Below are 13063 nucleotides of genomic sequence, written 5' to 3'. Positions count from 1 at the left end.
CATCGCGCGACGGACTCGCACACCTGGCAGCGTTAGCAATCCGGATGTCCCACCGGAGAACGCGCCCTTGCCCCCCATCGCCCGCCTCGCCCCGCTCGCCCTGATCGTGCTCGCTGCCTGCGCGTCGGGAGACCGTCCGCCGCGCGGCGGCCCCATGAGCGGCGGGCCGGGTAGCCCGGCGGGAGGTGGCCGCGATGGCGGTTTCACGCAGGCCGCACGCCTGGTCGACGAGGGCCGCTACGCCGACGCCCTGCCGGTCCTGCGCTGTGTCGCCACGCGCGGTGAAGGCTTCGAGATTGCCGAGTATCTTGCCGGCTACAGCGCCTTCCGGCTCGCACGGTCGGAGGAAACGCCTGCCGTATTGCGCGATGATCTCCTGACCGAAGGCTTCGAGCGAATGACCGCCGCGGCACAGGCCGGATGGCCCGCCGCGCAAGCCGGCCTGGCGGAGGCCCTGTTCGAGGTCGCAAACGGGGACGCCCTTGCCGAAGCCGCCTACTGGGCAGCGGTCTATCGCGATAATCCGCGCGAACGCGTCTACGGCATCGACCGGCTGGATGACGCTGTCGAAGCCGGGCTCGCTGCACAGCTCGGCGACACGGCAATCAGCGCAGCAGAACAACGCGCTGCCGGTTTCACCATCATGCCCCTGGCAGCAGACGAGGCCGGCCCGGAATGCGCGCGTTTTCTGCGCGCCGGTAGCGAGAATGCTCAGCGCGGCGATGGCGGCCGGCGCGGACGCGGCGGTCCGCGTCCGGACGGGGCCCAGGGCGGAGGCCCCGGTGGCGGTCGCGGCGGCTGGGCCGAGCCGGATGACCGGGAAATTCACACGCGCTGACGACCGGGCTTCAGCCGGACGTCAGGACGCTTCCATCAGCGCGGCTGCTGCAGCGGCCTCGTCATCGGTCCCCGTCAGTTCCGGGCGGCCATGACAGCATTCGTCAACGAAGTAGCGCACCAGGCGGCGCGTGCCTTCCGGGTTCAGCGAATAGAGCATGAAGCGGGAGCGGCGCTCGGCCTTGATCAGACCGGCCCGCTCCAGCGTCTGGAGATGTCCGGTCATGGTCGAGGGGGGAATGTCGAAGCCATGCGCCAGCTCGCCCGCAGACGCGCGCTGCGGTGCCTGATCGCACAGGGTGCGGAACAGGGCCAGGCGGACGGGATGGGACAGGGCGGCAAAGCCGGAAACAGCGTCACGAGCGGTCATGAGGAACGGGTTAGACCGCGTCCGTGACCGCTGCATTCAGGTTCGGTGAAAGTTTTGCGACAACGCATATCAACGTCCGGGCGAATTTTCCGCGCCCGGATTGCGGTTGAATTCGCCGGTCAGCGTACGGGGCGCGGACGCAGGATCCGGTCGAACAGGCCGGCCAGCGGGAAGCGGCTTACGCCGCGGGCGCGCCGGTGCGGCTGGCCCGCGGCCGACAGGGATTTCATCGTGCGCGCATTGTCGACCGGCATGGCCTTGCGGAACACGGCTGCATCGCCGCAGCGGCGCTCCTGCAGCACCCAGGCCTCGTCCATGGCCAGCGCATCGGCGAGACGGGCACCGGCACCGCGCTCAGCCCCGACGAGGATCAGCACACCGCCCTGGCGCATCGAGGAGGACACGTGACGCCAGTTGGCGGCCATCGCCGGAAAACCGGTCTCGGCGCCGAAAATGGCAACATCGATCGGGCGCTCCCCGGCGTCCGTGCGGGCCGCCAGCCCGCCCCGCAGCGCATCGGCGGAAATACCGCGGCGTTCGCAGACCGCCTGCAGGGACTCAATGGCAACAACCGGCGCCACGATTTCGTGCCGCGCCCCGCGCTGCAGGCAGACCGCACCCAGATCGCTTGCACCGATCTGGATCGTCCGGTCACCCGGCTTGACCACCATGGCCAGATAATCGGCCGTCACATCGTCCTGGATGCGAGCGCGGCGCGTGCCCAGCTTGCGCATCTTGCCGGCGGGCAGGGTCAGGGTTGCGGTCATGGCGTGTCCCGTTCGTGAACAAGGGGTTAATCCCTGACACGACCGTCGCAAACCCCGGGCCAATTCGTAAACAGCGCGTTAACCCTTTGGGATGTGAACGGCATTTTCCATTGCGCCGGATCGCGTTCGGCGCTTTCGTGACATCATGGAATCCAGCCCCGACTCTCCGCTTCCCGAAGATGCCCGCCATGTCGTCGATGCGCTGATCGAGGAGCGGGCACCGCGCCTCATCGGCACGCCGCTCTGGCCGGCCGTCAAGGCGATCGGCTATCCGCTCCTGGGTTACCGCCGTGCCGTCTACATGGCCGATGCCATCGCGGACCTGTCCGGCAGCGACTGCCTCGACTGGGCGTCGGACTATCTCGATCTGGCCGTACACACCGACGGGCTGGACCATGTTCCTGCCGAGGGGGCCTGCGTGGTCGTGGCCAATCATCCCGGCGGGATCGCCGACGGGATCGCCCTGTGGGACGCGCTGAAGGCCCGCCGTCCCGATATGCTCTACTTTGCCAATCGCGACGCCCTGCGGGTCTGCCCCGGCCTGGAGGAGCGCATCATCCCGGTGGAATGGCGCGACACCCAACGCTCGCGCATGCAGAGCCGCGATGTGCTGCGCCGGGCCATGGAGGCCTTCAAGGATGGCCGCTGTATCGTGATTTTTCCGTCCGGCCGCATGTCGGAATGGAGCTGGGCCAAATGGCGCCTCATGGAGAAGCCCTGGCACCCGACAGCAATCAGCCTCGCCCGCAAGTTCAACGCCCCCGTGGTGCCGCTCGCCGTGCGCCAGCGCATGCCGGTCCTCTACTACGCCCTGGCGCAGGTGAATGAGGAGCTCAAGGACATGACCGTCTTCCAGGGCCTGATGGACAAGCGGCGCGCGAAGTATCGCCTGCAATTCGGCCGGCCGATCACCGTCGGCAAGGATGACGGTACCGATGCCCAGGTGACCCGGATGTTCCGGGGTATCTGCGAGCAGATGGCGTGGCGGTCGTAGAGCAGAATCGTTTCCTGCGGAATCGCTTCTGCTCCAGACTTCTGAGCGGTCGCGTGATCGAACCGGTGAACCGGTTTCCACTTCATCTGATCACGCTCCTGGGCGCAAGAAGCAAAAACACGACTTTTGATTGTATTTATGTTAGCCTGCCCGCTCCTGCTTTGAGAGCGGAAGCAGCAGCGCCGGGCCAGCGGCGCACCCGGGGAGGATAGGCCGCCCCGGCTGTGGCGAACAGCCTCGCTCTCAAACCGGAGGTGGTGATATGTGGATTTTTCCGCTTTTCGTCACCCTGGACATGAAAAAGACCCGGACCACCTGGCTAGTGCGTTTCCGGGTCTTCATCATGATCTAGGAAAGAGGGCGGGCCGAAAGGCTCGTCCTCACTCCGGTATTATAGTACGCCCACCCCGAAATTGCCAGAGCATCCGCCTAATCGCCCGATAACCGGTCGAACCGGTTGATCACCGTATAGTTCGAGCCTTCCGAGACGGCGTAGACGATGTCTGCCCAGCCATCGGCATTGAGATCGCCGACGCTGAGATTATAGCTGTCGGCCGGGTCGGCCCCGATCCCGATCGTCTCGAACCCGTCCGGCCGGTTGAGATAGACCCGGTTGGTCACGCCCGAATTGGCAATGGCGATGTCGAGGCGTCCGTCATGGTCGAAATCGGCGGTGTCGAGGCCGAACACCACATCGCTGTCCGAGCCGAAACGCCGGATCGTGCCGAAACCGCCCATGCCGTCATTCTCGAAGATCACGCTTTGCGCTTCCATGCCGCCAGCGAGAATGTCGGCATGCCCGTCGCCATTGATGTCCGCCACGGCGACCGCGCGGATCTCCATCTCCAGCGCCGCCCCCAGCATGTCCGGCGCGGCGAAGCCGCCGCCCGGCTGGCCGCGATAAACCGGCACGCCCTCGCCGCCGCGGTTGGAGAAGACGAGGTCGGCATGGCCGTCTCCATCGAGATCGGCGATCGCGACCTGGATGGTCTGGTATTCACCGGGCAATTCGACCGGATCGGCAAAGCCGCCGGTGCCGTCATTCAGGAAGTAGCGATTGGCCTCGCCGCGCTGGACCAGGACGAGATCGCTGTCGCCATCGCCATCCAGATCGGCCGCGGCGATGCTGCGTGCCTGGGCGACGGGACCGATCTCACGCGCCGCGTCGAAATTGCCCTCACCGTCGTTGAAGAGCAGGAGGATCGGCAGGAGGTCGCGCGCAATGGCCGCGTCCAGATCGCCATCCCCGTCCAGATCGGCCAGCGCCGCCTCGTAACCGGTCGCACGGTCCGGCCCGGCATCGCGGGCCGAGCGGAAGAAACCCATGCCGTTATTGAGAAAGACCTCGTCCTGCTGGATCCAGTGACGGCCATTGACGGCGAACCCGTCCAGATCGCCATCCCCGTCCAGATCGCCCAGATTGACCGAGGCCGTCAGGGCCGTTTCGTCCCCGAAATAATTATAGGGATGCAGCCAGAAGGCCTCGTCCTGGGCATGGGCATGGGCTTGAAAGCCCAGCATCGCCGCCAGGCCTGCCGCCATCAGGATTGGTTTCATGAATTCAGTCCTCCCTCGTGCTCGCTGCACGCTAAAGGCAGCGCCCGGCGGCAGCCAGTTACAGTTTGGACGGGACACAAGAAACCCCGCCGGCAGGACCGGCGGGGTTTCTTTTGTTCGCGAGGATGCGGAGGCTAGCCTTCGCGTTCGGCCATCATCTTCTTGATCTCGCCGATCGCCTTGGCCGGGTTGAGACCCTTCGGGCAGACCTGGGCGCAGTTCATGATGGTGTGGCAGCGATAGAGCTTGAACGGGTCGTTGAGATCGTCCAGCCGTTCGCCCTTGGCCTCGTCGCGGCTGTCGGCCAGCCAGCGATAGGCCTGCAGCAGCGCGGCCGGGCCGTAATACTTGTCGCCATTCCACCAGTAGGACGGGCAGGCCGTGGAGCACGAGGCGCACATGATGCACTCATAGAGCCCGTCCAGCTGTTCGCGGTCTTCCGGGCTCTGCTTCCATTCCTTTTCCGGCGCCGGCGTATCGGTCTTCAGATAGGGCTTGATGGCCGCGTGCTGGGCGTAGAAATCGGTGAGGTCGGGCACCAGGTCGCGCACCACCGGCTGGTGGGGCAGCGGCGAGATGGTGATCGTGCCGTTATACTCGTCGATGCCCGAGGTGCAGGCGATGGTGTTGCGCCCGCCGATATTCATCGAGCAGGAGCCGCACACGCCCTCGCGGCAGGACCGGCGGAAGGCCAGCGTCGAGTCGACATTGTTCTTGATCCAGATCAGCGCGTCGAGAACCATCGGCCCGCAATCGTCCATGTCCACCTTGTAGGTGTCCCAGGTGGGATTGCCGCCCGCTTCCGGATCATAGCGGTAGATGCGGAAGGTGCGCGTATTCTTGGCGCCATCCGGTGCCGCGTGGGTCTTGCCCTTCTTGGGCTGGGAACCGCGGGGAAGTGTCAGCTGAACCATGAGGGTCCTCGTTCAGTTCACGGCGCGCTTGTCGCGCGGAATCATCAGTTTCAGGCCGGACCACACGTCGGTGACGGCACAGACTTTCACATCGACCAGATCGATCGGCAGGGCGACGGCGCGGATCACGTCCTCGGTCATGTCGGTCGCCACTTTCGACGCCTTCTTGGGCCAGGAGACCCAGATCATGCCATCCGGCCGGATCGCCGCACGCAAGCGCGGCAGATCGGTTTCGAACTCGGCGCGCACCTTGGTGAAATAGTGCACGAAATCGAGTGCGTCGCCGGCCTCCGCCCGGTCCTGCTCACGCGCGAACAGGGCGGCCGAGCGCAGATCGTCCAGCTCCGCCGGCAGGCCGAGAAACGCCACCGCCTGCCCGTCCTTGAGACCGAGCTTCTTCGGCAGGGGCGTCCCCGAATATCCGGCGGTCGCAGCCATCGATCAGTACACCCGGGCCTTCGGCTCGATATAGGCGATGTCGTTGGACATCGTGTAGGTGTGCACCGGGCGGTAGTCGATCTTCACATTGCCCTTGTCGTCGCACCAGGCGAGCGTGTGCTTCATCCAGGTCTCGTCATTGCGGTCCGGGAAGTCCTCGCGGGCATGGGCGCCGCGGCTTTCCTCGCGATTGGCCGCCCCGTTCACCGTCACCGCGGCCTGGCTGACCAGATTGTCCAGCTCCAGGGTTTCCATCAGATCCGTATTCCAGATCATGGTGCGGTCGGTGACCGAGATGTCCGGCAGACCGGTATAGACCTGCTTGATCGCCTCGACGCCCTCATTGAGGACCTCGCCGGTGCGGAACACCGCGCAATTATTCTGCATGGCGCGCTGCATTTCGAGGCGCAGCTTGGCCGTCGGCGTGCCGCCCTTGGCGTTGCGGTACCGGTCCAGGCGGTCCAGCGAGATCTGGCCGTCCGTGGCCTTCAGCTCCGGCTGGCTTGCGCCCGCCGTTACCGTCTCGCCGACGCGCAGGCCGGCGGCGCGGCCGAACACCACGAGGTCGATCAGCGAGTTGGAGCCCAGGCGGTTGGCGCCGTGCACCGACACGCAGGCCGCTTCGCCGACAGCCATCAGGCCCGGCACGACCGCATCGGGATCGTCGCCCACCTTGGTGAGGACCTCGCCATGATAATTCGTCGGGATGCCGCCCATATTGTAGTGGACGGTCGGCAGCACCGGGATCGGCTCCTTGGTCACATCGACGCCGGCGAAGATGCGCGCGCTTTCGGAAATGCCCGGCAGACGCTCGTGCAGGATGTCCGGATCGAGGTGATCCAGGTGCAGGTGGATGTGATCCTTGCCGGCCCCGACACCGCGGCCTTCGCGGATTTCCATCGTCATCGAGCGCGAGACGACGTCGCGGGACGCCAGGTCCTTGGCGGACGGCGCATAGCGCTCCATGAAGCGCTCGCCTTCCGAATTCGTCAGATAACCGCCTTCGCCGCGGGCGCCCTCGGTGATCAGGCAGCCGGCGCCATAAATGCCGGTCGGGTGGAATTGCACGAATTCCATGTCCTGCAGCGGCAGGCCGGCGCGCAGCACCATGGCATTGCCGTCGCCCGTGCAAGTGTGTGCGGACGTGGCCGAGAAATAGGCGCGGCCATAGCCGCCGGTCGCCAGGATCACGGTCTGGGCGCGGAAACGGTGCAGCGTGCCATCGTCAAGCTTCCAGGCGGTGATGCCGCGGCAGGCGCCCTCATCGTCCATGATCAGGTCGAGCGCGAAATACTCGATGAAGAACTCGGTCTCGTTGCGCACGGACTGGCCGTACAGCGTGTGCAGGATGGCGTGGCCGGTCCGGTCGGCGGCGGCGCAGGTGCGCTGCACCGGGCCTTCGCCGTAATTGCGCGTCATGCCGCCGAAGGCGCGCTGATAGATCTTGCCGTCCTCGGTGCGCGAGAAGGGCACGCCCCAGTGTTCCAGCTCGTACACGGCTTCCGGCGCGTTGCGGCACAGATACTCGATCGAGTCCTGGTCGCCCAGCCAGTCCGACCCTTTGACGGTGTCGTACATGTGCCAGCGCCAGTCATCCTCGCCCATATTGCCCAGCGAGGCGGAGATACCGCCCTGCGCCGCGACGGTGTGCGAGCGGGTCGGGAAGACCTTGGTGATGCAGGCAGTCTTCAGACCGGCCTGCGAGGCGCCCAGGGCAGCGCGGAGGCCCGAGCCGCCGGCGCCGACGACCACGACGTCATAGGTGTGATCGATCCAGTTGTATTCGGCCATCGTGTTTCGTGTCCGTTACAGAGCGAGCTTGAGAAGGGCGAAGGCCGTGATCAGCCACAGCCCAGCCGCGATGAAAGTGTTGCCCAGCACCAGCAGCGTCTTGGTGAAGGGTTTGTGGATATAGTCCTCGATCACGTCCAGCATGCCGGTGCGCATGTGGGCGAGACCGGCGGTCAGCGTCAGCAGGGTGACAATGGCGCCGGCCGGCGAGGCCAAGAAGGCGCGCGTGGCCAGCGGCTCCGGTGCGCCGGACATGGCCAGCATCCACACGAAGACGGGGGCGAGGAAGAACAGCGCGATCGCGGTGACGCGGTGCGCGATCCAGTGGCCGGCGCCGTGCCCGGATGCACCGAGACCGCGAACTCTCGAGGCGGGCGTACGATAATCGCTCATGCTCACGCTCCCAGGTTCAGCCAGAGAAGGGCCGTCGGAATGACTGCCGCGACGATGATGATGTAGGAGCGCAGGTTGGAACCGGCCGGGTCGTAGCCCTTGCCGAAATCCCAGACCAGGTGGCGCAGCCCGTTCAGCCAGTGATAGCTGATGCAATAGGTCAGGAGGATCAGGCCGAAGCGCGTCACCCAGGCCATCCAGCCCTCGAACAGGAAAGCCACCCAGCCCTCGGCCCCGAAGGCCAGCAGGATGATCCAGACGGAAATGGCGACGGCGCCGATATAATTGGCGATCCCGGTTGCGCGGTGGAGAATGGACGACGCCATCGTCGCGTGCCAGCGCCAGACCTGCAGGTGCGGCGACATGGGACGCGGATCAGACCAGTCGGAAGCCATGAGGCAGCCTTTCGATAACTATCCGGATAAGCCGCGTCCGACGCCCCCGTCGAAGCGGTATGTCAGTAATTGTGCAGCACAATAGGCCGCAAAGTGTCAGGGTCAACGCGTGCAGCGCTTACCGCTGACAACATCCAGACATTCCGGCGGGTTGTTCGGAATCGTTCTCATCGGAGCCCCTTCCGAACAACCCGTACGGTGTCCCCCTATTCCATCCGCAGATGTGCCGGCAGGCGCTCTTCATGGACCTGCCCGTCCTCGACATAGACCGTGCCCGCCTTCATCACGAAATCCACGTCCTGCAACAGGCTCGGATAGGTCAGGAGATCGCCGTCGACGGCGATGATGTCCGCCATCATGCCCGGCGCAATCGTGCCGACCTGGTCCTGCACACCCATGAAGACGGCGGCCCAATAGGTCGAGGAGCGGATCGCATCCATCACCGGCACGTCCAGCTCGCGCGTCCAGACGTCGAACTCGTTCCAGGTCGACTGGCAGTGGAATTTCATCGGAATGCCGCTGTCCGTGCCCAGCAGCATCACCACGCCGGCCTCGCGCAATTGCTCGAACTTTCGGCGCAGGGTGGGCGCGCGCAGCGGCGTTAGCTGGGTATATTCCAGACGCTCGGGATGCTGGATCGAGGCCTCGATATCGGCAATCGTGTCGTCGCGCAGGCCGCGATGCCAGCAATCGCTGTCGAGAAACTCGTCATTTTCCCGGGTGCGGGTGTAGTTCCACAACCCCTCGATCGTCGGCGTCCAGAACAAGGGCCCGCCGGAGACCCGGCCCCGCGCCGTCCGGTCGCGCAGCGCCGCCATCACTTCCGGCGGATATTCCGGTGCCGTGGTCAGGCCGGTATGCTCGAAATTGTCGATGCCGATCTCCAGGCCGCGCAGGATTTCCGCCGGTCTGTGGGAATGACCGACCACGCGCAGGCCGCGGGCATGCGCCTCCTCAACGACCGCCCGCGCCTCGTCGGGTTCCAGAAGGTCCTGATCGACAAACTTGATCACATCGACGCCGGCATCGGCGAGATCGCGCACATGCTGACGCGCATCGCCCACGGAATCCACGCCCCAGCGGAAAGCCTCCGTGCCCGGATAGGGCTGGTGCTGGATGAAGGGACCGGACACGTAGAGTGTCGGCCCGGGCAGCTCGCCGGCATTGATCCGGTCACGCACCGAGATCGACGGCTCCAGCGGCGCGCCCAGATCGCGTGCCGAGGTGACGCCCGCCAGCAGGAGCTGCACCGCCGAGGCGGGCATGATCTCGTCTTCCAGCCGGTCGATATAGACCCGGTCCCAGTGATCATAGTCGGAATGGCCGGTCAGCATGAGATGGGCGTGCATCTCCCAAAGGCCCGGCATGACGGTCATCCCTTCGGTCGAGATCACCTCGTAGCCGTCGGGAATGGCCGTATTGTCCTGGTTGCCGACCGCGACGATGCGGTCATCCTCGACGAGGATGACGCTGTCGTGGACCACCGGCCCGCCATAGCCGTCGATCAGCGTCCCGCCCACCAGCGCCTGACGCCCGTCAGCCTGCGCCGCCGCGGCCATTCCCAGCGCCATCACCGGCGCTACAACAAGTCCCGATATTTTCATGCCCGTCTCCCTCACGATGCGGCAACTGTCCAACACGCTCTTTGAGAAGGCAAATCGAAGATGGATTTCCCGTGTCTGCGGCCTAGATTGAGGCGGGCAAACGAGGAGACGTCCAATGCCGACACCGCAACGCACCGCCGTCGTGACCGGCGCATCGACCGGGATCGGTCATGCCTGCGCAGCCCGGCTGGCTGCCGAGGGCTGGCGGGTTTTTGCCGGCGTGCGCAAGACCGCCGATGCCGAACGGCTGACCGCCGAGCTGGGCGATGCCGTTGTGCCGCTGATCATGGATGTCACCGACACCGCCACTGTCCAGGCCGCTGCGGAGACGGTCCGCACAGCGCTCGCCGGGCGCACGCTGGACGGGCTGGTCAACAATGCCGGCATCGCCGTGGCCGGTCCGATGCTCAACGTGCCGCTGGAGGATTTCCAGCATCAGATGGACGTCAATGTCACCGGCATTGTCCGCGTCACCCAGGCCTTCGGGCCGCTGCTTGGCGTGGATGAGAGCCTCGAGGGCGGTCCCGGCCGCATCGTCATGATGTCCTCGGTCGCCGGCGAGATGGCCGCGCCCTTCCTCGGCCCCTACTCGGCCTCCAAACACGCCGTCGAGGGCCTGTCCAAGGCGCTGCGCCGCGAACTGATGCTGTACGGGATCCAGGTCGTGGTGATCGGCCCGGGCGCGGTGGCGACACCGATCTGGGCCAAGGCCGAGGAGATCGACGCCGAGCCCTATCGCGAGACGCGCTTCTATGACGCCCTGCTGCGCATCCGCGGCTGGATGGCCAAGAACGGTCCGGAGGGCTTCCCGCCGGAAAAGATCGCCGACCGCGTCTTCCGTTCGCTGACCGGGGACAAGCCGCGCCTGCGCTATGCCATCGTGCCCCAGCGACTGACCAACTGGTCCCTGCCCAAACTCCTGCCCGGCCGCCTGGTCGACAACATGGTGGCCAAACGCGTCGGCCTGCAGCGCAAATACCGCTAGCGCGCGCTTTGCTTGCCCCGCGGGAAGGCGCGCGCCATTCTGCGCGCGGTGTCCGCACCGGGCCGGGCACCGACAGGGGAGAGATTTCATGACACATCCGGTCGTTCGAGCGGCGCTGGCCGGCGCCTCCATCCTGGCGATTGCCGCCTGCAATGATGCAGGTTCCCTGACGCCGGAGGCGAATGCCGCCGCAGCCGTCCGCCAGGACGAGGGCGCACCGGAAGCGGCACCCGCCGCCGACCCGGCCGCCAGCGAGGCCTTCGCGTCACTGGTCGAGGACTATGAAACCTTCCAGCGCGAGAACAGCCTGAGCCGCCGGGCCCGCGACGGCGATCTGGACGCGATGAGCCGGTGGCCCGACGTGTCCGCGGAACACCAGGCCGAGGAAACCGCGCAGGAAGCAAGCTTCCTGGAACGGCTGGAAGCCATCGACCGCGCCGGCCTCGACCGCAATGACCGCGTCTCCTACGACGTGCTGGATTATTCGCTGCGCTTCAGCGTCGAGCTGGCGCCCTTCGACACCGCGCGCACGCCCTTCCTGAACGATAGCGGCTTCTTCACCGCGCCGACCTATGCCGCCGCATCGACCCGGCCGCGCAACGCCGAACAGGGCGAGGCGTGGATTGCCCGCCTGCGCAACCTGCCGGACTATTTCCAGGCCAATATCGACTGGATGAATCAGGGTCTGGAAGACGGCTTCACCCAGCCGCGCCTGATCGCCGAGCTGGCCGCCTCGCAGATCGAATCTCTCACCGACGCCGACACGCTGTCCGGCATCCTGATCGCCCCGATCGACGCCCTGCCGGCCGGCATGCCCGAGGCCGAGCGCGACCGCCTGCGCGCCGAGACCGAGGCCGCCATCGCCGAGGCCGCCCTGCCGGCCTATGAAAACCTGCTCGCCTATTTCCGCGACACCTACATCCCGCAGACCCGCGAGAGCCTGGGCATTTCCGACGTGCCGCAGGGCCGCGAATACTATCAGACCCTGGTGCGCTACCACACGACGCTGGATACCTCGCCGGAGGAGGTCCATCAGCGCGGCCTGGCCGAGGTTGCCCGCATCCGCGAGGAGATGGACGCCGTCATCGCCGAGACCGGTTTCGAGGGCACGTTCGCGGAATTCCTGCACTTCCTGCGCACCGACCCGCAATTCTACGCCGAGACGCCGGAAGAGCTGCTGATGCACGCCGCCTGGATTGCCAAGCGCGCCGACGACCAGATGCCGCGCTTCTTCGGTCATCTGCCGCGCCTGCCCTATGGCGTGCGGCCGGTGCCGGAGACGATGGCGCCGACCTATACGACTGGCCGCTACTGGGGTGGCGATCTCGCGAACGGCGTGGCCGGCGGCTATATGGTCAACACCTATGACCTGTCCCAGCGCCCGCTCTACACCCTGCCGGCCCTGACCGTGCACGAAGCCGTGCCGGGCCACCACCACCAGATCTCGATTGCCGCCGAACTGGAGGACGTGCCGGACTTCCGCCGCAACACCTACATCACCGCCTTCGGCGAGGGCTGGGGCCTCTATACCGAGAACCTGGCCATCGATATGGGCCTCTACACCACGCCCTACGAGGATTTCGGCCGGCTGACCTACGAGATGTGGCGCGCCTGCCGGCTCGTGGTCGACACCGGCATCCACTATATGGGCTGGACCCGCGAACAGGCCGAAGCCTGTTTCCTGGAAAACTCCGCCCTCGCCCCGCACAATATCCGCACCGAGGTGCAGCGCTATATCTCCTGGCCGGGCCAGGCTCTCGCTTACAAGTCCGGCGAACTGCTGATGCGCGATCTGCGCCGCCAGGCCGAGGAACGCCTGGGCGCCGGTTTCGACATCCGCGAATTCCACGACGTGCTGCTGCGCGACGGCGCCATGCCGCTGTCCGCGCTGGAAGAGAAGATGCTGGCCTGGATCGAGGACGAGGCGGCCGCGCTGGAGGGGGAATAGTTTCGCTTTGTCATCCCGGCCCTACAGCCCGCGAAGGCGGGCTGTAGGGCCGGGACCCATACGCGCCAAA

Annotated in this window: 13 protein-coding genes; 4 read left to right on the top strand and 9 right to left on the bottom strand. The window is 66.1% G+C overall.

Features of this window, described 5'->3' with window-relative positions; translation table 11 throughout:
* Positions 1-67 precede the first annotated feature (67 nt).
* Entirely contained in the window at positions 68-838 is a 771-nt protein-coding gene (locus JJ918_RS01420; protein ID WP_291882331.1) for a hypothetical protein, read from the top strand.
* 21 nt (positions 839-859) lie between these two features.
* Here the strand turns inward: JJ918_RS01420 and JJ918_RS01415 are convergent, their stop codons facing one another.
* Complete coding sequence (locus JJ918_RS01415) at positions 860-1207, bottom strand: helix-turn-helix transcriptional regulator (protein WP_291882329.1); 348 nt, start codon at positions 1205-1207, stop codon at positions 860-862.
* A gap of 119 nt (positions 1208-1326) precedes the next feature.
* Positions 1327-1974, bottom strand: a complete 648-nt coding sequence (locus tag JJ918_RS01410; protein WP_291882327.1) for a hypothetical protein — start codon at positions 1972-1974, stop codon at positions 1327-1329.
* 145 nt (positions 1975-2119) lie between these two features.
* On the opposite strand from JJ918_RS01410, the gene JJ918_RS01405 reads away from it, so the two are divergent.
* On the top strand, positions 2120-2968 hold the full coding sequence (locus JJ918_RS01405) for a 1-acyl-sn-glycerol-3-phosphate acyltransferase (RefSeq protein ID WP_291882326.1): 849 nt from the start codon (positions 2120-2122) through the stop codon (positions 2966-2968).
* A 429-nt stretch (positions 2969-3397) separates the two neighbouring features.
* Here the strand turns inward: JJ918_RS01405 and JJ918_RS01400 are convergent, their stop codons facing one another.
* The 7 genes from JJ918_RS01400 to JJ918_RS01370 form a co-directional block, all read right to left on the bottom strand.
* The gene (locus JJ918_RS01400) at positions 3398-4525 is read right to left on the bottom strand and encodes a VCBS repeat-containing protein (protein WP_291882325.1); all 1128 of its coding nucleotides are present in this window, start codon (positions 4523-4525) and stop codon (positions 3398-3400) included.
* Between the two features lie 134 nt (positions 4526-4659).
* Positions 4660-5439, bottom strand: coding sequence for a succinate dehydrogenase iron-sulfur subunit (locus JJ918_RS01395; protein ID WP_271187100.1), 780 nt, complete (start codon positions 5437-5439; stop codon positions 4660-4662).
* 12 nt (positions 5440-5451) lie between these two features.
* On the bottom strand, positions 5452-5877 hold the full coding sequence (locus JJ918_RS01390; RefSeq protein WP_291882322.1) for a DUF3052 domain-containing protein: 426 nt from the start codon (positions 5875-5877) through the stop codon (positions 5452-5454).
* Between the two features lie 3 nt (positions 5878-5880).
* Positions 5881-7668, bottom strand: a complete 1788-nt coding sequence (gene sdhA / locus JJ918_RS01385) for a succinate dehydrogenase flavoprotein subunit (protein ID WP_291882320.1) — start codon at positions 7666-7668, stop codon at positions 5881-5883.
* 15 nt (positions 7669-7683) lie between these two features.
* Complete coding sequence (sdhD, locus tag JJ918_RS01380) at positions 7684-8061, bottom strand: succinate dehydrogenase, hydrophobic membrane anchor protein (protein WP_291882319.1); 378 nt, start codon at positions 8059-8061, stop codon at positions 7684-7686.
* 2 nt (positions 8062-8063) lie between these two features.
* Entirely contained in the window at positions 8064-8456 is a 393-nt protein-coding gene (gene sdhC / locus JJ918_RS01375) for a succinate dehydrogenase, cytochrome b556 subunit (RefSeq protein ID WP_291882317.1), read from the bottom strand.
* A gap of 206 nt (positions 8457-8662) precedes the next feature.
* On the bottom strand, positions 8663-10027 hold the full coding sequence (locus JJ918_RS01370) for an amidohydrolase family protein (RefSeq protein ID WP_367277618.1): 1365 nt from the start codon (positions 10025-10027) through the stop codon (positions 8663-8665).
* A 148-nt stretch (positions 10028-10175) separates the two neighbouring features.
* On the opposite strand from JJ918_RS01370, the gene JJ918_RS01365 reads away from it, so the two are divergent.
* Both JJ918_RS01365 and JJ918_RS01360 read left to right on the top strand, forming a co-directional pair.
* A complete protein-coding gene (locus JJ918_RS01365; protein WP_291882313.1) occupies positions 10176-11045 on the top strand; it encodes an SDR family oxidoreductase in 870 nt (289 codons plus the stop codon).
* 88 nt (positions 11046-11133) lie between these two features.
* Positions 11134-12993, top strand: a complete 1860-nt coding sequence (locus JJ918_RS01360; RefSeq protein WP_291882311.1) for a DUF885 family protein — start codon at positions 11134-11136, stop codon at positions 12991-12993.
* Positions 12994-13063: the final 70 nt, after the last annotated feature.

The sequence above is a fragment of the Maricaulis sp. genome (genome assembly GCF_017642925.1).
In the GTDB taxonomy this organism is placed as follows: domain Bacteria; phylum Pseudomonadota; class Alphaproteobacteria; order Caulobacterales; family Maricaulaceae; genus Maricaulis.
The sequence above is the reverse complement of the archived record's forward strand: the minus strand, read 5'-3'. Positions and strand labels throughout refer to the sequence as shown.